The sequence below is a fragment of the [Acidovorax] ebreus TPSY genome (genome assembly GCF_000022305.1).
Lineage (GTDB): Bacteria > Pseudomonadota > Gammaproteobacteria > Burkholderiales > Burkholderiaceae_C > Diaphorobacter > Diaphorobacter nitroreducens.
On the sequence record NC_011992.1, the window covers coordinates 1093032 to 1112940 of the forward strand.

Consider the following 19909-nt stretch of genomic DNA (forward strand, 5'->3'; position numbering starts at 1 on the left):
CATGAGATGGGAAGGCAATCGCGAATCGGACAACGTGGAAGACCGGCGCAGCGGCGGCGGGGGCGGCTTCATCGGCGGACGCTCGATCGGCATTGGCACCATCGTTGTGGCGCTCATCGGCTGGGGTGTGTTTGGCATCAACCCGCTGACCACCATCGGCGTACTGTCGGGCGGGGGCGCGCCGCAGGTCCAACAGGGGCCGGCCCAGCGTCCGCCGCAGGGCGACCGTGAGGCCGCCTTCGTCTCCACCGTCCTGGCGTCCACGGAGGATGTGTGGGCGCAGGTGTTCCAGCAGGGTGGGGCGCAGTACCGCCAGCCCAAGTTGGTGCTCTACCGCGGCGCCACGCCCACGGCCTGTGGCACGGGGCAGAGCGCGATGGGACCGTTTTACTGCCCCGGGGACCAAAAGGTGTACCTGGACATGGATTTCTTCGACACCATGAGCCGCCAGCTGGGTGCGCCAGGCGAATTTGCCCGCGCCTACGTGATCGCGCACGAGGTCGGCCACCATGTGCAGACCCTGCTGGGCACCACCGGCAAGGTGGACGGCATGCGCGGGCGCGTGAGCCAGCGCGAACAGAACGCGCTGTCGGTTCGGCTGGAACTGCAGGCCGACTGTTACGCCGGCATTTGGGCCCACCATTCGCAACAGGCCAAGAACTGGCTGGAGCAAGGCGACATCGAGTCCGCGGTGAACGCCGCCGAGCAGATCGGTGACGACGCGCTGCAGCGCCAGCAGACCGGCACCGTGCGGCCCGATGCATTCACCCACGGCTCCAGCGCGCAGCGCGTGCGGTGGTTCACGCAGGGGTTCAAGACCGGCAGTGTGCAAGGCTGCAACACTTTCAACGCACAGTCGCTTTGACACCGTGAACGCGCGCTAAGCCGTCGTTTTCGCGCCAAGCAGGAGACGCCCCGGTACAGGCCGTCGACGGCCTGGTTGGCCTTCGCCGCTGCTGCAATGCGACAATAGCGGCTTCATGACACAACCCTATTCCACTCTTGCGCTGGCCGAGCCGCTCAAGCGCGCCGTAGCCGAGATGGGCTACGAGAACATGACGCCGATCCAGGCGCAGGCGATCCCTGTCGTGCTGACCGGCAAGGACGTGATGGGTGCGGCGCAAACCGGCACCGGCAAGACGGCGGCTTTTTCGCTGCCGTTGCTGCAGCGCCTGCTCAAGCACGAGAACAGTTCAGCCTCTCCCGCGCGCCACCCTGTGCGCGCGCTCGTGTTGCTGCCCACGCGCGAGCTGGCGGACCAGGTGGCGCAGCAGATCGCGCTGTACGCCAAGTACACCAAGCTACGCAGCACGGTGGTGTTTGGCGGCATGGACATGAAGCCGCAGACCATCGAGCTGAAAAAGGGCGTCGAGGTGCTGGTGGCCACGCCCGGCCGTCTGCTGGACCATATCGAGGCCAAGAACGCGGTACTCAATCAGGTCGAGTACGTGGTGCTGGACGAGGCCGACCGCATGCTGGACATTGGCTTCCTGCCCGACCTGCAGCGCATCCTTTCCTACCTGCCCAAGCAGCGCACCACGCTGCTGTTCTCCGCCACCTTCTCGCCCGAGATCAAGCGCCTGGCCGGCAGCTATCTGCAGGACCCGATCACCATCGAGGTCGCGCGCCCCAACGAGACCGCCTCCACCGTGGAGCAGCGCTTCTTCGCGGTAGACGGCGACGACAAGCGCCGCGCCATCCGCCATGTGCTGAACGAGCGCGGCCTCAAGCAGGCCTTCATCTTCGTGAACAGCAAGCTGGGCTGCGCGCGCCTGGCCCGCAGCCTGGAGCGCGACGGTCTCAAGACCGCCGCGTTGCATGGCGACAAGAGCCAGGACGAGCGACTGAAGGCGCTGGATGCCTTCAAGAGCGGCGAGGTGGACCTGCTGGTCTGCACCGACGTGGCGGCGCGGGGCTTGGACATCAAGGACGTGCCCGCGGTGTTCAACTACGACGTGCCCTTCAATGCAGAGGACTATGTGCACCGCATCGGCCGTACGGGCCGCGCCGGCGCATCGGGTCTGGCCGTCACGCTGGCGGCCAGCAGCGATACCCGCCTGGTGGCGGATATCGAGAAGCTCATCAAGAAGAAGATCGAGCTGGAACCGCTGGAATTGCAGGAAGATCGTCCGCGGGGCCGCTACAACGACGGCCGCCGCGCCTGGGGCGGCGACGATTCGGGCGAGGGCGCTCCAGCCGCCCCCCGCAGCCGCGAGCGCAGCGCGTACCGCTCCGCGCCTGCGGCGTCTCGCGATCCGTTCTTCGACAAGCCCTACGAGGCCAGCACCTCGGCCGGTGCGTCTGCGAGCTGGGAGGTGGCCCCCAAGGCATCGCCCGCGCGTGGCGGCATCTCCGCCAACATCAAGCCCAAGCGCAAATTACCCGCCTTGTTCAAGGCACCGCAGGCCTCTACGGCCGAGCCATCAACCCACTGAAAACACAGGCCGCCGTTCAGCGGCCTTTTCAATAAAAAATGCCTCTAGCGCTTGCGGGATAAGCGCTGATAGCTATGTTTTTAATAGCGAATGCTAGGGGTGATTGTGCCCGCCAGGGCCCGCCAACTGCGCGATCAAGGGGGCATCTACGGCGCCAAAGGCGAGCACTGTGCCGCCGCGCTGTGCGGCAAAGGCCTGTGCGGCCTCCCGTGTCGAGAACGCGGGCAGATTGCCGGCGCGCATCGGCCCCCGCGCCGACGAGCCGTGCACGTAATAGGCAGACAGCGCGTCCGTCCAGCGGGCGCCGCCCGCGGCCGCAGGGCGCGCGGTGTCGGTGACGTAGTGCGCCATGATGTCCCGTGCATTGCGGCCGGGGCTGTAGCGGACCACGTCCTGCAGGTACATGAACAACGACAGGGGCGAGTCGAAAAACTGTGCGTCGCCATTGCGAAAGATGACCTGCGCCGCCCAGTCGGGCGAACGGGCGGGGAACATGCCGCACACGGGGCAACGCGCATCCACCGGAATGGGGCGCGCTGCCGTGGGCGGCAGGCCTGACGCGGGGTCGTACGGCGTCGGGGGTGCGACGATGCAGACGTCCGGCTCCAGGGCGGGAGCCGGCTGGGGCCGCAGCGCGCTGCGCAGGCTCGGCACGCCCCAGAGCCCGCCCGCCGCGGCTGCAAACGCCAGCGTGCCCGCAACCAGCATGCGCCTGCGGCGTGGCTGGTGCGGCGGAGGACTCAGGGTGGATGCAGACATGGTGCAAGGGCTGTTACATGCGGGTGTCGTGCAGCGCACCGCCGCTCAGGTCCACCATGTCGAGCTTTATGTCCGCAAAGCGCAGCACCTTGCCGCCATGTTCACCGGCGAACTTGGCTGCATCGGCCTCCTGCGCGAAGCTGGCGATGGTGGGGCCCATGGAGCCATGCCGCTTGCTGCCCAGCACGTAGACGGCGGTCTTGGCGTCGATCCAGTGGCCTTTGGGTTCGTTCCAGTCGGCCTTGCCCATGTCCTGCACGTACACGGCGCGCACTGCACGCACTTGTTCGCCGGCAAGCAGGGTGTTGAACAGCTCGATGGTGTCGCAGAAGAAGGAGGGCTTTTCCTGGCCGGCGTAGTGGATCTGCGCCTTGGGGCCGGGGTAATCTGCAAGCAGCATGCCGTCGAGCTCGCAACTTGTGGAACGGTCGATCTCCACGGGCGCAAGGGACTGCTGTTCGGCTGCCTTGTCGCCGCAGCCAGCCAGCAGGCTGCTGGTGGCCAGCGCCGTGAAGGCGGCCATGCCCAGTGCACGGCGACGGGTGATGCAGGAACAGGTCATGGCTTGAATCTCCAGTTGGCGATGGCGAGCGGCAGGGCGATCCACGCCAGCATCACGCCACCCATGATTGCGGGGCTACCCAGCGACGAGGGAACGACGCTGGCGAGCCCGTAGAGCGTGCGCACGTCTTCGAGCGAGAACACGTTGAGGATGCGGAACACGTCGGCCGGGTTCAGCAGCAGCAGCCAGGCGAACGCATCGCCCGCGAACTGCCCGCCCGTGGCTACCAGCAGGCCCAGCAGCAGCAAATCGAACACCAGCACGAAGAAGAACCAGGTAGCAATGGCCAGACCCGAGGCGCGCGTGCGGTCGCGTGCCAGCACCGATAGCATCACTGCCAGGCTCAGGAATGCGAGGCCCAGCAATACCGAGCTGATCATGAAGCCGCCGTAGTGGAACAGGGCATTGGCGCTCATGTGACGCCACAGCAGCACCGCCACCAGCCCGAAGCCCGCCAGGGTGGAGAGCGCCAGCGCAGCCGCCAAGCCCAGGTACTTGCCCAGCAGCAATTCCAGCCGGGTGATGGGCAGGGCCAGCAGCAGATCGAGTGAGCCGCGCTCGCGCTCGCCCACGATGGCATCGAACCCCAGCAACAGCGCAATCAGCGGGATGAGGTAGATGACCAGGCTGACGAGGCTGGCGATGGTGAACTCGATGGAGCGAAAGCCCACCGTGCCCTGCTGCGCGCCGCCGAAGTAGGCGATGACGAGTGAGAACACGGTGAAGACGAGGGCCACCGCAAGCACCCAGCGATTGCGCATGCGATCGCGGAATTCTTTGGCGGCGATGGTGAAGATCTGGGTCAGTTCCATGGGGCGTCGTGGGCAGGGTGTCAGTCGGCGAAGCCGAAGAACACGTCTTCGAGCGAGGGCTCCAGCAGCTTGAGGTCGCGCACGCGCGCACCCAGTGGCGCGAGGGCGGCCAGCACGGCCATCTTCTGCTCGCGCGGGCAGTGCAGGCGCAAGCCTTCGGGCGTGTGCTCGGGGACGATGCCCGTCGCTTGCTCCAGCGCCTGTGCGGCGGCGGGCCGGTCGGCGGGTGCGATGTCCAGTTCGAACGACAGCGGCATGCGGGTTTGCTCGCGCAGCTGCTGCACGCTGCCCAGCGCCTGGATGCGGCCCGCCGAGAGAATGGCGAGCCGGTCCACGCGTTCTTGCAGTTCGGCGAGGATGTGCGAGGTGATGACCATGGTCACGCCCTCGGCCTGCAGGCCCCGCAGCGTGGCGTAGAAGTCGCGGATCGCCTGCGGGTCCAGGCCGTTGGTGGGTTCGTCCAGGAACAACACGCGCGGGCTGCCCAGCAATGCCTGCGCGAAGCCCAGGCGCTGGCGCATGCCCTTGGAATACTCGCGCACCGGGCGCTTGCCGGCGTGTGCCAGGCCCACGCGCTCCAGAATGTCCGCGCACTGCGCCAGCGGGGCGGATTTCAGCCGCGCGAAAAAGCGCAGCGTCTCCAACCCGTCCAGGTTGTCGTAGAGCACCACGTTCTCGGGCAGGTAGCCCAGTTGGCGGCGGGCGGCGCGGAATCCCCGCCCACCCACCTGGGCGCCCGCGATCAAAAGCGTGCCCTGCGTGGGCTTCACCAGCCCCAGCATCATCTTGAACAGCGTGCTCTTGCCTGCGCCGTTGTGTCCGATCAGGCCGAAGATCTCGCCCTTGGGGATGTCCAGGTCCACGCCGTCCACGGCGTGCAGCGCGCCGTAGTGCTTGCTGACGCCGCGCAGCGAGATGGCCACGTTGTCACTGGCCGGGGAAATGCTTGCCACGCCATTCACTCCATTGTTGATTGCTGGGCTGCATGCGCGGCTTCGGGTCCACGACCGATGGCACGCGCAGCACAGGGAACTGCCGGCCCACCAGGCGCAGGGCCTGCACGGCCGGGCTGGCCAGCAGCAGCTTGACGCTAGGGTGGCGCCAGGTCAGGCGGTCCACCATGTCGTTGGCCTCGTAGGGCACATCGCCGACACCGTCGCCATCGCGGTCCCAGCCCAGGTAGTTGCTCCAGTGGTTGCCGCTCTTGGCGCCCCAGCGCTCGTCGCGCGCACCCACGTAGCGTACCTGCTCGCGGTTGGAGATGAAGTCGTTGCCTTCGACTTCGTTGTTCTTCGAGCCCGCGGCCAGGTGCACGCCGACGGTGTTGTCCACCACCAGGTTGTTGTTGAGCTTGATGTACTCCACGTCGTAGATGAAGAAGCCCCGGCTGTTGCCGGCCACGACGTTGCCTTCGATCACCGAATCCTGCAGCGTGCGCAGCATGATGCCGTGGTCGGAGTTGCCCCAGGCGCGGTTGTTGCGCACGGTCTGCTCGCGCACTTCCATCAGGGCCAAGCCGCCACGGTTGTAGTAGGTGTCGTTGTCCTCCCACAGGTTGTAGTAGGAGTTCATGTAGTGCGTGCCGTAGCGGCTGTGATGCAGCTGATTGCCCTTGAACAGCGCATGGTGCGAGACGTCCACGTAGAGCGCGTCGCGCACGAAGCTGATGTTGTTGTTCAGGATCTTTGCGCCTTTGGTGTTGTACAGCTGCACGCCGTTGCCACGCTGCGGTGAGGAGTATTCACGCTTGCCGGTGATGACGTTGTGCTCGATGAGCACGTCATTGGCCTTCTCGATCCACAGGCCGAAAAGGTTGTAGGTGAGGTCGCAGCGGCGTACGACGGCACGGTGGGCGCCAGGGTAGAGGTAGATGCCGGCGTTCTGATCCTTGAGGTCGTCACCCGAGTCGCGCACGATCAGGCCCTCGATCACCACGTCCGGTGCGGTGACGCGGATGGTGTCGCCCTGGTTGCCGCCGCTGATGGTGGGGCGGTCCACGCCGCGCAACGTGAGGGGCTTGTCGATCACCAGATTGGCGCGGTACGTGCCCCGTGCAATCTCCAGCACATCGCCTGCCTTGGCTTTGCGCACGGCGGCGGTCAGATCGTCGCCCGCTCGCACATGGAGGGTGGCTGCCTGGCAGGCCCCGGCGAGGGTCATCGCCAAGGCCAGCATTAAGTGAGTGACACCGCCCTTCATGGGGTGAACAGTCCCAGCGCCTGCAGCACCAGGAACAGCGCAGCACCGATCATCAGGTTCTTGAATCCTACGTAGCTCATCATGTCCATTACACCTGCAACGCGGTAATTGTCGCGCCACCACGGGCCGTCCTTGACGTAACGGCGGCCCGACAGGCGAATCAGCACTTCGTACACGCTCCAGCCGAACCACCAGCCGATGATGGCGCCCGACGAGAGGTGGCCCATGGCCGCCATGATCCAGGCGATGGTGGCCGCCACCGCCAGCGACAGCCCGGCGATCTGCAGCGCGCGCTGGCTGCGCCAGCCTTCGGCGCTCCAGGGCCAGAGATGGTCGCGCAGTTCCAGCAACAGCCAGCTCATGAAGCCTACGTTGCGCTTGTGCGCGGGCAGCGTGGGTTCGGTGGGCATGCGCGGATCGGGGCCCTGGGCGGCCTTGGCCGATATCTGGTCCTGCACGGTGGCGGGGTAGATGGGGATGAAGTAGCCATTCTTGCCGATAGGCGTCATCTCCAAGCCGTCCTTCTCGCGGCGCTTGCGCTCCTTGGCCAGAGGCGGGCAGCCCTTGGTGTCGGTGTACAGGATCATGCAATCCAGGCAATGCAGGCATTCCCGGTGGTCGATGCGCCCGTCGGCGTCGATGGCCTGTGCGCCGCAACCCACCGCGCAGGCCTTGCAGCTGTTGCAGTCCTGCTTGCGCTTCAACCCGAACCAGCGGAAGGTGCTGGGCATGGCCAGCGAGGCGCCCAGCGGGCAGATGTACTTGCAGTAGGGGCGCTCGATGAAGATCGACACGCCAAGGATGGCGGCGACGAACAGGCCATAGGGCCATGCCCGGTTCATCACGCCGACCAGGAACGTGGTCTTGAAGGGTTCGACCTCGGCCAGCTTTTCGGCCAGGCCCATGGAGAACATCGACACCGCGAGCAAGACAAAGAAGACAGCGTACTTGAGCCACTTGAGACGGTCGTGCCACTTTTGCGGCAGCTTGGTCTGGAAGCGCTTCAGCCCGAGGGCCTTGGCGATCTTGAAGATCGCCTCCTGCAGCGAGCCGAACGGACACATCCAGCCGCAGAACAGCCCGCGCCCGAACAGGAAGACGGTCACGATGATGAAGATCCAGAACAGGAAGATGAACGGATCGGACAGGAACAGCGACCAGGTCCACTGGAACAGGACGGAGTGGAACCAGGTCAGCACCTGGGTGATGGACGGCTGGGCCATGTAGCCAAAGCCGATCCAGAAGATGCTGATGGCCCAGAAGGTGTACTTGAAGCCATTGACCGGCCACTTGTTCTTGTGCGTGGACAGGCGGGTGAGCCTTTCGCGGAAGGCGTACACCACGGTGACTGCAATCAGCAGCAGGGCGAACAGGCTGATGGGCAGGGCCTGCGATTTCCAGATGCGTACCCAGGGGGCATCGGGTTCTTGCACCTTGGGGCGGCCGCCTTCGAGCAGATCTGCCGGCAACCAGTACTTGGACTCGAAGACGGCAAAGCTGCGATGGCCTGTGGCCCGATCGACCCGGTTACCCAGGAAGGCGAATTTCCACGGATAGGCCGCAGAAAAGGCCTGCGAGCGGATGATGAAGATGGACGACTCGGTGTAGCGGGGTGCGCCGGCGGCCTCCAGGCCGTACAGATTAAGGGAGTCCAGGTCGCGGAAGGTGAAGGAGTCGGCACCTTGCTTGACCTGCACACGGTCAAAAATGCCGCCGCGTACGAAACCTGATCCCTTGAAGGACTCCTGCCCGCCGGTCTTGATGACGAAAATGGCGCTCTCGCCTTCCTTGAGGCGTGAACGCAGGCTTTCGAAGCTGTTCTTGCCCAGCAGGCTGCGGCCTACGTCGGGCTGGTTCAGGTCACCGAACCACATTTCGATGAAGGGCTCGGGGCCGCGCGGCAGGCCCACCTGTTCGGGCTTGACCAGCAATTGCTGCACCGCGCCCATCTTGACGAGTTGGGCCCAATCGTAGGTTTGTCCGGTGGTGACAAAGCGCGGCTGCTCGCGCACCGTGGGAGCAATGATGCCGGTCTGGCGTGCCACGGCCGAGCCCGAGGCCATGACCACCTGGTTCTGAGCCACCACGGTGACGGTGGCGCCGGAGATGGCGTCGACGCCGATGACGTTCTCATCGGGGCGGGAAGGGCCGACTTCGATGGTGTCGGTGACCGACTTGCCGATGTACTGGTTGTTGAAATTGATGAGTGCCGACTCCGGGATGCCCAGCAGCAGGATGGGCTCGGAGTGCTTGAGCACCTTCATGCCGACGAAGCGGCCCTGCGTGTCCATACCGATGAGTGTGACCACCGGCTTGCCCGAGTAGGCGGGCGTGTCGGTGATGTCGGTCGACAGCATGACGTAGCCCAGAAGCTTCTTCTGGGCCGAGTCGTTGTCATACGCCTCGACATAGGGCGGCTGGCCCTTGCGCGGCGAAAAATGCGTAGCGCCCGGAAATACTTCGGTGCACGGCAGCAGCGCGCACATGTCGGGCGTGGTGGCCAGGTTCGCAGGCAGTTCCGCCTCGTAGGCTCCTGCGTGCGCCCGCGGCACCCAAAGCGGGGCGGCGAGGACCAGAGCAAGACAGAAAGCGGCTAACCGTGAACCTAGGGAAAACATTGCACTATCCAACTAATAGCAGGCGCCGCTTGCTGCGTCTGCGAAAGAAGCCAATTTGACTTACAACCCTCCCAGGCCAGGCCCAGGAGGGTTGCGCGTCATCAGGCTTCGACGATCATGCGCGTGCGCATTTCCAGGTGCAGCGCATGGCAGAACGTGGAGCAGTAAGCCCAGAACACACCGGGCTTGTCGGCGATAAAGGTCACCGACTTCGTCTCCAACGGGTTGATCACGAACTGGATGTTGTACTTGGGCACCGCGAAGCCGTGCGTCAAATCTTCGATCTTGTCGAGGTTCGTGAGGATCAGCGTGACTTCATCGCCCTTCTTGACGGTGAATTCACGCAGGCTGAAGGCAGGGGCCTGCGACGTGAGCTTCACCGTGACCTTCTTGCCGTTGCGGAAGACGCCGGATTCCTTGGCGTCCTTGACGGCCAGCGGGAACTCGTCCAGGTCGTAGACCTGCTTGGGCTTCACGATGTCACGCTTGAAGATGATGAAGTCGTGGGGCTCGCCGCGCACCGGGTGGTCGGCCAGCAGCACCATCTTGTCGCCCGAGATGTCGATCAGCTGCTCGTTCTCGGAGTGGAAGGGGCCCACAGGCAGGAAACGGTCCTTGGAGAACTTGCAACCCACGGAGAGGAACTTGCCGTCCGCGGCCACGGTCTCGGAGTGCGTGGCATTGACGTGCCCAGGCTGGTAGTGCACGTCCAGGCGGTCCACGACGTAGGTGGCGTTCTTGTCACCCTTGTGGAAGGCGATGGCCTTGTCGATGTTCCACTTGACGATCTGGCTGTCCAGGAACAGCGTGGTGTAGGCGTTGCCGCGGCCGTCGAAGGCGGTGTGCAGCGGGCCCAGACCCACTTCGACCTCGGCAACGATGGCGTCGTCGAGCTTCTCGCTCTTGCCGTCGAACCAGTCGAGCACCTTGGCCAGCTCGATCACGGTGACGGTCGGCGAGAGCTTGCCGGCGCAGATGAAGTACTTCTGGTCGGGGCTGGCGTTCACGCCGTGGGGGTTCTTGGGCACGCTCACATAGGCGGTGAGAGCGGTCTTGGCATCTTTGTTGGCTTCGCGGGTGCCGTCCACCACGGGCACCTTGGACGAACCGTAGGTCTTGAACTTGCCGGCCTTCACGGCTTCTTCGATGCGGGCAATGTTGAAGAACAGGCAGGCGTCGCGCTCGGCCGACATCATGTCTTCGTAGTGCACGCCGTTCTCGGTGTTGTACTGGTTGGTCGCTGCCAGCTTGCCGTCGAACGACGTGGCCGTCAGGTCGCAGTTGCCGTCGATCAGGACCTGCCAGCGCACTTCCATGGTCTCGGCGTCCACGCAGGTGAACATCGAGCGGTACTTCTCGGTGGCGTTCACATCCTTGCCGTCGTTGGGCAGGGGAATGCCGAATTCAGCGCCGCAGAACACGCGCGTGGTGTAGTTGATGTTGGGATCGACCGGATCGCGCTTGTCGGGGAAGATGCCGTGGAAGCCCTGCACGTTGGGCAGCTCGGTGATCTTGTCGCAGATGAAGTAGTCCAGACGGATGCGGGCGATGCGGCTGTTGATCTTATCGTTGACCCAGGCGTAACGGCCGTCGTAGTTGCCGTCCTTGTACGAGCCGTGCAAGTGGTGGGTGTCCGCCACGGTGTAACGCAGGCTGCCGTCGGGCTTGGTGCCCATCACGGCCTTGGATTCGTTGGTGATGCCCCAGCCCACGAGTGCGTCAGGCACGAAGCAGGGAATGCGCAGAAGTTCACGACCGGAGGGCAGGCCCAGCACGCGAACGTCGCCGTTGTGGCCGCCGCTCCAAAGACCGTAGTAGGTATCGAGCTCACCGGGCTTGAGGTGCACGTTGGCGCCGGCGTGGGCGGCAGCGGGGGCGGGTGCCGGCGCAGGGGTGCCGGATGCTGCAGGGGCGGCCGCGGGCTTGTCGTTGCACGCGGCAACGCCCACGGTCAGTCCCGCCAAAGCAGCGGTATTGATGAACCGGCGGCGTCCCATGCCGACGGTTTCAGGGTTCAGGCTCTCTCTCTTGTCGCTCATGATGTCCTCTTTCAGGTAGTGCAAGCGGAAAATGGGGGCGCGCGCGCAGGTGGTGGCGCGGCCGTGGGGGCAACGGCCACCACACGAGGCGGTGGCAGGGGTACGGAATGGGTGATGGGCCAGCCCGGCACGGTCAGTACGGCGGGCTGCGGCGGTTCCATGCTGGGCAGGCACAGCGAGCAGTCCATGCCCAGGGTGTCGAGCACGGCATTGCTACCGGCATGGTGAACCACCAAGGTGGCGCCGCTGGCACTGGAACAGACGAGTTCCATGGTGCGCGGCTGAATGAGGGGGGAGGCCAGTGCCGCCCCAAAACCAAGGACGAACCACGCCACTGCCCACCAGCGTAGGAGGTTCAGGGAGCGGAGTTTATCCATGGCGGAAGTATGGGCTCTAACGGCGCGTGTTGGAAGCCACCTCTGTGGTGACAGTGCCTAAATGTTCACTTTGAATGTTTCTTTCGATGTTGATTTACATCAAATGAATGATTCTGGAAACTACCAAACTGACGACCCATTGAAGGGCAGGCTCGTTGCATGGGGCGCAGGCTAAGATGCCCTTTTGGTTTTGGACGTCAACAAGAAAGGCTTTCATGAAAAAGACATCTCTCACGATGGCGCTGGCCGCCGCAACCCTGCTGCTCGCCGCCTGTGGCAAAAACGACGCTCCGGCGCCCGCGCCTGCTCCTGCACCCGCTGCGCAAGCACCGGCTCCCGCGCCTACCCCTGCTCCCGCGCCAGCCGCTCAAGCACCTGCCGCCGCCCCCGCGACGGCGGAGAACACCGTCGGTAAGAGCGTGTACGGCAAAACCTGCGCGATGTGCCATGCGGCCGGCGTTGCAGGGGCTCCCAAGCCTGGCGATAAGGCCGATTGGGCGCCGCGTATTGCCCAGGGCAAGGACACGCTCTACAAGCACGCCATCGAAGGCTTCACCGGCAGCAAGGGCATGATGCCCGCGCGCGGCGGCGCGGCTTCGCTGAGCGACGATGAAGTGAAGGCCGCCGTGGATTTCATGGCTGACCAGTCGATGTAAGGACCGGAGGGGCTCGCGATGAATTCAGATCGGTGCATGCCGGCGGTAGGCAACCGGTGGACGCGGCGGCGCTTCGCCCTTGCGCTGCCGTTGCTGGGCGCGCTGGCGTACCTCCACCCGCGCCAGGCTTTGGCTGGCATGGTGGAGGGCGCGCAGCCCCTGGTGCGCGCGAGCCGTACCCTCATGGGCACACGCGTGGACATCGCGGCTGCCGTTGGCAATGGCCGCGATGCCGGCGCTGTGCAGCAGGCGATGCTGCACGCATTCGCGGAAATGGAGCGCCTGGAGGCGCTCATGAGCCGTTACCGGGAGGGCAGCGACGTGGCGCGGCTCGGCGCGGCCGCCGGCCGGCATGCCGTGCACGTGGCCCCGGAAGTGATGCAGGTGCTGCGCACGGCGCGTCGCCTGCACCAAGAAAGTGCTGGCGCCTTTGATCCCACCGTCGGTGCACTGCGGGGCTGGCATTTTGAGCCCGGCCACGAAGCCGCGCCGGCACCTGAGGAGATCGCTCAGGCGCTGCGTTTGGTGAACGCGCGCCACCTCGTGCTGGACGAGCGCGCAGGAACGGCCTACCTTGCGCGGCCGGGCATGGGGTTGGATCTGGGCGGCGTGGCGAAGCTACCTATTTTGCAGGCGGGCTTGCAAGTGCTGGAGCGCGCTGGCGTCACGGATGCGCTGGCCAACGGCGGTGGCGATGTCCTGGTCATGGGCCGGCAGCACGACCGTCCCTGGCGTGTGGGCGTGCGCAATCCCTCCGCTCCGGCGCAGCTGCTGGGCGTACTGGAACTGCAAGGGCGCGGCGTGGTGGCATCGTCCGGCGACTACGAGCGGGGCTTCCTGCGTGCAGGACGCCGCCTGCACCATGTGCTCAACCCCCGCACGGGTTGGCCTACGGAAGGTGTGTCTGGCGTGGCGCTCATGGCCGAGCGTGTTGAAGACGTCAACGGCTGGGGCACGGCGCTGATGGTGCAAGGGGCTGCGGCCGCACCTGCATGGCATGCGGACCACGCACATGTCGAAGCCCTCGTGGCGAGCGCTGATGGCACGCCCTGGAGTTCCCCTGGAATGCTCGCCGCGCTGCGGCCAGTGCCGGCGCGCGCAGGATGAAAACGCTTTCTTCGCGGGCCAGCGGCGCCGCGAAGAAAGCTTTTGGCGATTTGCGGCTCAACTGACGGAACAGCAAGCGCTCCAAGCTATATTGTTGATAGCGTGCCTAGGCGCCGGGCATTTGCGCCTGCGGGCATTCCACGTGGCAGCGCTCGCGGTCGGCCAGTGTCGTGCCGAAACGCACCGCGCTCAGACAGCCGCCCCACACGCACCCGGTGTCCAGCCCGAGGACGTCCGCCCGGTCCAGCCAGCCCAACGTGGACCAGTGGCCAAAGGCGATCAGTGTGTTCAGCGTGCGACGTCCGGGTGCGTCAAACCACGGCACCAGCCCTGGAGGCGCCTCGGAGGCGCTTTCGGTGCTCTCGAAATCCATACGGCCCTCGGGTGAGCAAAAGCGCATGCGCGTGAGCGCATTCACGATCACGCGCAGGCGGTCCGTTCCCTGAAGTTCCGGGCTCCACAGGTCGGGAGAATTCCCGTACATCTGCTGCAGAAAACCGGCGAACTCCCGGCTTTGCAGGACGGCTTCGACTTCGCCGGCATATGCCAACGTCTCCTCTGCCGTCCATTGTGGCAACACGCCGGCATGCACCATCAGCAGGTCGCCGCCGCCATGGTGCACACGCCGCGCCAGCGGCTGGTGCCTCAGCCATTCGAGCATCTCGTCCCGATCCGGCGCCAGCAGGATGTCCTGCAGCGTGTCGCGCCGCGACGGTCGGCGCGTGCCGTAGGCGGCAGCGAGCAGGTGCAAATCATGGTTGCCCAGTAGGGGCCGCACGCTGTCCCCGAGGGTGATGCATCGGCGCAGCACCGCGGCGGAGTGCGGGCCGCGGTTCACCAGATCACCCAGCACGTACAACGTGTCCCGGCTGGGCGAGAAACCAATGGTGGCGAGCAGGCGTTCAAAGGCGTCGTCGCAACCCTGGATGTCGCCCACACAATATAGAGCCATATTCTTAGAAAAGAGTCAGGAGAAGCGGCGATTGTGCGCGCCAACTGGGTGGAATCAGTGGTTATTTGCAGGGCTATGCGACGCTGGCAAAGTGCTGCACAAACAAGAGGCGTTAGTAACTAGTTGAATCAAATCACCATTTTGGTGCAAGCAATGATACGGATGCATTTGTGCACCTGCGCGAGAAAAGGTTCCTTGAGGGTGTCGATGGGAGGTAGTGATCCGGGCTGGGGTTGTTCGTTGCTTTTTTATGCGGCCAATTGCCATGAACTTTTAACGGGATTGGGTTTGGGACTTTATAATCCGCGTGCCCATTAATCCTTAACGCTCCATACCTCCATGACCGTCAGCTACAAAGAACTGTTGAAACAGCGTGAAGCCCTTGAGCAGCAAATCACCGAGGCGCGACGCCGTGAATTGACGGCTGCTATCTCGCAGGTGCGTGAACTGGTGGCGGAATATGGCCTGACGCAGCAGGACGTGTTCCCTGCAGGCCGCACGGGCCGCGTTTCTGCAACCAGTGGAACCAAGGTCGCGCCCAAATACCGCGACCCCGCCACGGGCCAGACCTGGACGGGCCGCGGCAAGGCACCGAAATGGATTCAAAACGAAGACCGCGAGAAGTTCGCTATTTGAACACCACGTGGCGGCGCGGCTCGGCGCAATTCTCCGGGCCGACCTAACCGCTGTTTTGCGTATGATTTGAAGAACCCGCTGGGGCGTGGCCTTGGCGGGTTTTGTCGCTTATGAGGGGTGCAGTATTCGTGGTGCGGTGCGCGGCAACGCGGCAATATGGTGGGCGCGTCAAAGGCCCCCGCTGATGTCAGACACTCGGCAAAGTGGCCCACGCACCGATTAACGGATACGGTGCAGGAGCGGTGTACCGGTGCTTTCTGGCCGCGCGGCGACCGCAGGACGCGTATTCATTTAAACCCGATTGCCCCAGCGTGGGGTCAAGGTATTTCGCGATGCGTTGGCTCTGCAGTGCGGCGCTGCCAAAATGGGCGCTGTCGTTACCCACAGGAGTTCTTGTATGGCAGCCTCCCGCAACCCCGCTCACGCTTTTGCTTCCACGCTCGCTACGTTTGCCACGGCAGCGGGAAAGAGCGGCAAGTTCTATTCGCTGCCTGCGCTGGCGCGCCAGTTTCCGGGGGTGAACCGGCTGCCCGTGTCCCTGCGCATCGTGCTGGAATCCGTACTGCGCAATTGCGATGGCCGCCGCATCACTGCAGAGCATGTGGAGCAGTTGGCGCGCTGGGCGCCCAATGCGCCGCGCAAGGACGAGATTCCGTTCGTGGTGTCGCGCGTCGTGCTGCAGGATTTCACGGGCGTGCCGCTGCTGGTCGATTTGGCCGCGATGCGCAGCGTGGCCCAGCGCCTGGGCCACAACCCCCGCAAGATCGAACCGCTGGTGCCTGTGGACCTGGTAGTGGACCACTCCATCATGGTGGACTACTACGGCACGAAGAAGGCCCTCGACCTGAACATGAAGCTGGAATTCCAGCGTAACCGCGAGCGCTATGAGTTCATGAAGTGGGGCATGCAGGCCTTCAGCACTTTTGGTGTGGTGCCTCCGGGCTTTGGCATCGTGCACCAGGTGAACCTGGAATACCTCGCACCCGGCGTGCACAAGGGCAACGACGGCGTGTACTACCCCGACACGCTGGTGGGCACCGACAGCCACACCACCATGATCAACGGCATTGGCGTCGTGGGCTGGGGCGTGGGCGGCATCGAGGCCGAGGCCGCCATGCTGGGCCAGCCGGTGTACTTTCTCACGCCCGACGTGGTGGGCTTCGAACTCTCGGGCCAATTGCGCGAGGGTGTCACCGCCACCGACCTCGTGCTCACCGTGACCGAGATCCTGCGCCGCGAGAAAGTGGTGGGCAAGTTCGTGGAGTTCTTTGGAGAAGGCACGCGGACCCTGGCGCTGCCCGACCGCGCCACCATCGGCAACATGGCACCGGAATATGGGGCCACCATGGGTTTCTTCCCGGTGGACGAGAAGACCATCGACTACTTCCGCGGCACGGGGCGCACCAAGGCGGAGATCGATGCGTTCGAAGCGTACTTTCGCGCACAGGGCTTGTTCGGTGTGCCGCGCGCGGGGGAGATCGACTACTCGCAGGTGGTGCGCCTGGATCTGGGGGATGTCACCCCCAGCCTGGCCGGCCCCAAGCGCCCGCAGGACCGCATCGAACTGGGCAACGTGTGCCGCCAGTTTGCCGAGCTGTTCAGCAAACCGGTGGCCGAGTCGGGTTTCAACCAGCCCGCTGAGCTGCTGCACACGCGCCACCATATCCACCGGCGCATGGCGCCCGTGACCGAGGGGGCCCCCAGCGAAAAACCCGTACCCGAAGGGGCGCCGCGTTTCCTGGTCGAGATGGAGCAGAACAAGCCGCGCCTGGAGGTGCAGCACGAAGACGCGGCGATCCATTTGCCCGCCAAGGGGGCGGACCCGACCATCGGCAACGGCGACGTGCTGATCGCGGCGATCACCAGCTGTACCAACACCTCCAACCCCAGCGTACTGCTGGCTGCGGGCCTGCTGGCCAAGAAAGCGGTGGAGGCAGGGTTGCGGGTCGCGCCGCACATCAAGACCTCGCTGGCGCCGGGCTCGCGCATCGTGACCGAATACCTCACGCAGACCGGGCTGCTGCCCTATCTGGAAAAGCTGGGCTTTGCCCTGGTGGGATATGGCTGCACGACCTGCATCGGCAATGCGGGCGATTTGGCGCCCGAGCTCAATGAGGTCATCACCAGCAATGACCTGGTGTGTGCCGCGGTGTTGTCGGGCAACCGCAATTTCGAGGCGCGCATCCACCCCAACCTCAAAGCCAACTTCCTGGCCAGCCCGCCGCTGGTGGTGGCCTATGCGATCGCGGGCACGGTGCTCAAGGACCTCATGACCGAACCGGTCGGCAAGGGCAAGGGCGGGCGCGACGTGTACTTGGGCGACATCTGGCCCAGCAGCGACGAGATCCATGCGCTCATGAAGTACGCCATGAACGGCAAGGCCTTCAAGGAGAACTACGCCAAGGTCAAGACCGACCCCGGAGCCCTGTGGAACAAGATCCGCGGGGTGGACGGAGACGTCTATGTGTGGCCCAGCAGCACCTACATCGCGGAGCCGCCATTCTTTGCGGATTTTGCTCTCGATTCAGTAGCTGCCAGCGATGGTAAACAGGGCGCTGCAGGCCAAAAAACCTCGGAATCCGTGATGGGTGCCCGCATCATGGCGCTGTTCGGTGACTCCATCACCACGGACCACATCTCTCCCGCAGGCTCCATCAAGGAAACCTCTCCCGCCGGCCAGTGGCTGCTGCAGCACGGGGTGGCCAAGCCCGACTTCAACAGCTACGGCGCGCGCCGCGGCAACCACGAAGTGATGATGCGCGGCACCTTTGCCAACGTGCGCATCAAGAACCTCATGATCCCGCCGCTGGCCGACGGCTCGCGCGAGGAGGGGGGCGTCACCATCTTTCAGGGCGAGGGACCGATGCAGGGCCAGAAGATGTTCATCTTCGACGCCGCGATGCACTACATCGCCAACAAGACGCCCACGGTGATCTTCGCGGGGGAGGAATACGGTACCGGCTCCAGCCGGGACTGGGCGGCCAAGGGCACCCAGTTGCTGGGCATCAAGGCGGTGGTGGCGCGCAGCTTCGAGCGCATCCACCGCTCCAACCTCGTGGGCATGGGGGTGCTGCCGCTGCAGCTGCGCGGCAACGACTCGTGGCAGAGCCTGGGCCTGCAAGGCGACGAGGTGATCGACGTGATTCCAGACCCCGCGCTCACACCGCAAAGCGAGGCGCGCCTGGTCATCCGCCGTGCGGATGGTTCCTGCCAGGAAGTGGCCGTCACCCTGCGCATCGATACACCCATCGAGGTGGACTATTACCGTGCGGGCGGCATCCTGCCGTATGTACTGCGACAGTTGCTGAGTGCGTGATTCCATCTCTTAGGACGCGATGCTGCGGCCCCAGGCGGTGCGATCTGGTCTGCGCGCCGTGGGATTGCGCCATGCCTGGTGCACCGCTGATAGCAGGGTGGCTGCCGGTGGGCGGACAATCGGTCCATGCAGAAACAAGTCTTAATCGCAGGCGGTGGCATCGGAGGATTGGCTGCCGCCCTGGGTAGCTCGCGTGCCGGGTGGGAAGTGCGCCTCTTCGAGCGTGCCGCGGAGTTCACCGAGTTGGGCGCCGGCGTGCAGATCGGCCCGAACGTGGTGCGCCGGCTGCAGGCCTGGGGCCTGCAGAGCGCGCTGCAGGCCGTGGCCGCCTTCCCCGAGCGTCTGCAGGTGCGCAGTGCGCTCACCGGCGCTGAGTTGGCGGCGCTGCGCCTGGGCAACACCGCCATCGAGCGCTACGGCGCCGCCTACGCCACCATCCACCGTGCGGACCTGCACGGCCTGCTGCTCGATGCATTGCGCGAGCGCACTGGTGTGCACCTGAACCTGGGCCATTCCATCGTGCACCATGCGCAAGACGGTGGCGTGGTCACCGTGCGCGTAACGCGCCACGGCCCGGGAAGCGACAGCGAGGGCGGTGCGCAAGATCTGCTGATCGAAGGCGATGCGCTCATCGGCGCCGACGGCCTGCGCAGCGGCACGCGCATGCGTTTGCTGGGTGAGACGCCCACGCGAGTCTCCGGCCACCTGGCCTACCGCGCCGTGGTGCGCCAGGACGCGCTGCCCCAGGCGCTGCGCAGCCAGCAGGTGACCGCCTGGCTGGGGCCGCGCCTGCACGTGGTGCAGTACCCGCTGCGCCGTGGCGAATTGCTGAACGTGGTGGCCATCCGCCACGGGCAGCCGCCGGCCGACCTCGATTCCTGGGACCATGGCGCCAACGCGGCCGATCTGGAGGCCGCGCTGGCCCACACCTGCACGCCGCTGCAGGACTTGATTCGCGCCGTGCCGCAGGCGGGCAGCGGCTGGCGCCTGTGGCCGCTGCTGGACCGCCCGCCCGTCGCCGGCCCGCAAGAGATGGCGCAGGGCTTGGTGGCGTTGCTGGGCGACGCGGCGCACCCCATGCGGCCCTACCTGGCGCAAGGCGCCGGCATGGCCATCGAGGACGCGGCCGAGCTGCAGCGCGCCCTGGCCATGCACGACCTGGAAGTACCGCTGCGCCTGCGCCGTTACGCGCTCAACCGCTGGCAGCGCAACGCGCGCGTGCAGGAGCGCTCGCGGCGCAACGGGCGCATCTTCCATGCCACGGGCCTCGTGCGCTGGGGGCGCGACACGGCGTTGCGGCTGCTGGGAGAGCGGCTGCTGGACGTGCCCTGGCTCTACCGGGGCGACGGCTCCAGCGCCAGCTCGCTATGAACGTGCGCTGGGGCAGTTCGCACCTGATGCTATTTAATTAATAGCTGTTTGCGCTTGTACCGTAAGCGAT

16 protein-coding genes are annotated in these 19909 nt (G+C 65.2%); 7 read left to right on the forward strand and 9 right to left on the reverse strand.

Features of this window, described 5'->3' with window-relative positions; all coding sequences use genetic code 11:
• The first annotated feature begins 1 nt into the window (after position 1).
• Positions 2-865, forward strand: coding sequence for a KPN_02809 family neutral zinc metallopeptidase (gene ypfJ / locus DTPSY_RS05235; RefSeq protein ID WP_011804564.1), 864 nt, complete (start codon positions 2-4; stop codon positions 863-865).
• A 115-nt stretch (positions 866-980) separates the two neighbouring features.
• A complete protein-coding gene (locus tag DTPSY_RS05240) occupies positions 981-2435 on the forward strand; it encodes a DEAD/DEAH box helicase (RefSeq protein ID WP_015912759.1) in 1455 nt (484 codons plus the stop codon).
• A gap of 93 nt (positions 2436-2528) precedes the next feature.
• Here the strand turns inward: DTPSY_RS05240 and DTPSY_RS05245 are convergent, their stop codons facing one another.
• The 8 genes from DTPSY_RS05245 to DTPSY_RS05280 all read right to left on the reverse strand — a co-directional run bounded on the left by DTPSY_RS05245 (position 2529) and on the right by DTPSY_RS05280 (position 11696).
• Positions 2529-3143 carry a nitrous oxide reductase accessory protein NosL gene (locus DTPSY_RS05245; protein ID WP_015912760.1) on the reverse strand — a complete coding sequence of 205 codons (615 nt, stop codon included), beginning with the start codon at positions 3141-3143 and terminating at the stop codon, positions 2529-2531.
• A 64-nt stretch (positions 3144-3207) separates the two neighbouring features.
• A complete protein-coding gene (locus DTPSY_RS05250) occupies positions 3208-3756 on the reverse strand; it encodes a nitrous oxide reductase accessory protein NosL (protein ID WP_011804567.1) in 549 nt (182 codons plus the stop codon).
• Positions 3753-4568: an ABC transporter permease gene (locus DTPSY_RS05255; protein WP_011804568.1), complete on the reverse strand. Its 816-nt coding sequence runs from the start codon at positions 4566-4568 to the stop codon at positions 3753-3755. Before DTPSY_RS05255 ends, DTPSY_RS05250 begins: the two co-directional genes overlap by 4 nt.
• A 20-nt stretch (positions 4569-4588) precedes the next feature.
• Positions 4589-5521: an ABC transporter ATP-binding protein gene (locus tag DTPSY_RS05260; RefSeq protein ID WP_011804569.1), complete on the reverse strand. Its 933-nt coding sequence runs from the start codon at positions 5519-5521 to the stop codon at positions 4589-4591.
• Positions 5496-6743 carry a nitrous oxide reductase family maturation protein NosD gene (locus DTPSY_RS05265; RefSeq protein WP_238526572.1) on the reverse strand — a complete coding sequence of 416 codons (1248 nt, stop codon included), beginning with the start codon at positions 6741-6743 and terminating at the stop codon, positions 5496-5498. Before DTPSY_RS05265 ends, DTPSY_RS05260 begins: the two co-directional genes overlap by 26 nt.
• Positions 6744-6763: 20 nt before the next feature.
• Positions 6764-9385: a NosR/NirI family protein gene (locus DTPSY_RS05270; protein ID WP_015912761.1), complete on the reverse strand. Its 2622-nt coding sequence runs from the start codon at positions 9383-9385 to the stop codon at positions 6764-6766.
• Positions 9386-9486: 101 nt separating this feature from the next.
• A complete protein-coding gene (gene nosZ / locus DTPSY_RS05275) occupies positions 9487-11424 on the reverse strand; it encodes a TAT-dependent nitrous-oxide reductase (protein ID WP_015912762.1) in 1938 nt (645 codons plus the stop codon).
• Positions 11425-11435: 11 nt separating this feature from the next.
• Positions 11436-11696, reverse strand: a complete 261-nt coding sequence (locus DTPSY_RS05280) for a hypothetical protein (RefSeq protein WP_234305558.1) — start codon at positions 11694-11696, stop codon at positions 11436-11438.
• 320 nt (positions 11697-12016) lie between these two features.
• Between DTPSY_RS05280 and DTPSY_RS05285 the strand changes: the two genes are divergently transcribed.
• Both DTPSY_RS05285 and DTPSY_RS05290 read left to right on the forward strand, forming a co-directional pair.
• Positions 12017-12457: a c-type cytochrome gene (locus DTPSY_RS05285; protein WP_041835930.1), complete on the forward strand. Its 441-nt coding sequence runs from the start codon at positions 12017-12019 to the stop codon at positions 12455-12457.
• Positions 12458-12475: 18 nt separating this feature from the next.
• Positions 12476-13564, forward strand: coding sequence for an FAD:protein FMN transferase (locus DTPSY_RS05290; RefSeq protein WP_015912764.1), 1089 nt, complete (start codon positions 12476-12478; stop codon positions 13562-13564).
• Positions 13565-13670: 106 nt separating this feature from the next.
• On the opposite strand, the gene DTPSY_RS05295 is transcribed toward DTPSY_RS05290, so the two are convergent.
• Complete coding sequence (locus DTPSY_RS05295; RefSeq protein WP_015912765.1) at positions 13671-14516, reverse strand: symmetrical bis(5'-nucleosyl)-tetraphosphatase; 846 nt, start codon at positions 14514-14516, stop codon at positions 13671-13673.
• A gap of 339 nt (positions 14517-14855) precedes the next feature.
• On the opposite strand from DTPSY_RS05295, the gene DTPSY_RS05300 reads away from it, so the two are divergent.
• The 3 genes from DTPSY_RS05300 (at position 14856) to DTPSY_RS05310 (ending at position 19839) form a co-directional block, all read left to right on the forward strand.
• Positions 14856-15152, forward strand: a complete 297-nt coding sequence (locus DTPSY_RS05300) for an H-NS histone family protein (RefSeq protein WP_011804577.1) — start codon at positions 14856-14858, stop codon at positions 15150-15152.
• Between the two features lie 397 nt (positions 15153-15549).
• Positions 15550-18468 carry an aconitate hydratase gene (locus DTPSY_RS05305; RefSeq protein WP_015912766.1) on the forward strand — a complete coding sequence of 973 codons (2919 nt, stop codon included), beginning with the start codon at positions 15550-15552 and terminating at the stop codon, positions 18466-18468.
• Between the two features lie 126 nt (positions 18469-18594).
• Entirely contained in the window at positions 18595-19839 is a 1245-nt protein-coding gene (locus tag DTPSY_RS05310; RefSeq protein WP_015912767.1) for an FAD-dependent monooxygenase, read from the forward strand.
• Positions 19840-19909: the final 70 nt, after the last annotated feature.

Coding starts and splice junctions, on each gene's coding strand:
- DTPSY_RS05300 (WP_011804577.1), top strand. CDS start 14,856: ATGACCGTCAGCTACAAAGAACTGTTGAAACAGCGTGAAGCCCTTGAG.
- DTPSY_RS05305 (WP_015912766.1), top strand. CDS start 15,550: ATGGCAGCCTCCCGCAACCCCGCTCACGCTTTTGCTTCCACGCTCGCT.
- DTPSY_RS05270 (WP_015912761.1), bottom strand. CDS start 9,385: ATGTTTTCCCTAGGTTCACGGTTAGCCGCTTTCTGTCTTGCTCTGGTC.
- DTPSY_RS05255 (WP_011804568.1), bottom strand. CDS start 4,568: ATGGAACTGACCCAGATCTTCACCATCGCCGCCAAAGAATTCCGCGAT.
- DTPSY_RS05240 (WP_015912759.1), top strand. CDS start 981: ATGACACAACCCTATTCCACTCTTGCGCTGGCCGAGCCGCTCAAGCGC.
- DTPSY_RS05295 (WP_015912765.1), bottom strand. CDS start 14,516: ATGGCTCTATATTGTGTGGGCGACATCCAGGGTTGCGACGACGCCTTT.
- DTPSY_RS05285 (WP_041835930.1), top strand. CDS start 12,017: ATGAAAAAGACATCTCTCACGATGGCGCTGGCCGCCGCAACCCTGCTG.
- ypfJ (WP_011804564.1), top strand. CDS start 2: ATGAGATGGGAAGGCAATCGCGAATCGGACAACGTGGAAGACCGGCGC.
- DTPSY_RS05250 (WP_011804567.1), bottom strand. CDS start 3,756: ATGACCTGTTCCTGCATCACCCGTCGCCGTGCACTGGGCATGGCCGCC.
- DTPSY_RS05280 (WP_234305558.1), bottom strand. CDS start 11,696: ATGGAACTCGTCTGTTCCAGTGCCAGCGGCGCCACCTTGGTGGTTCAC.
- DTPSY_RS05290 (WP_015912764.1), top strand. CDS start 12,476: ATGAATTCAGATCGGTGCATGCCGGCGGTAGGCAACCGGTGGACGCGG.
- DTPSY_RS05310 (WP_015912767.1), top strand. CDS start 18,595: ATGCAGAAACAAGTCTTAATCGCAGGCGGTGGCATCGGAGGATTGGCT.
- DTPSY_RS05265 (WP_238526572.1), bottom strand. CDS start 6,743: ATGCTGGCCTTGGCGATGACCCTCGCCGGGGCCTGCCAGGCAGCCACC.
- nosZ (WP_015912762.1), bottom strand. CDS start 11,424: ATGAGCGACAAGAGAGAGAGCCTGAACCCTGAAACCGTCGGCATGGGA.
- DTPSY_RS05245 (WP_015912760.1), bottom strand. CDS start 3,143: ATGCTGGTTGCGGGCACGCTGGCGTTTGCAGCCGCGGCGGGCGGGCTC.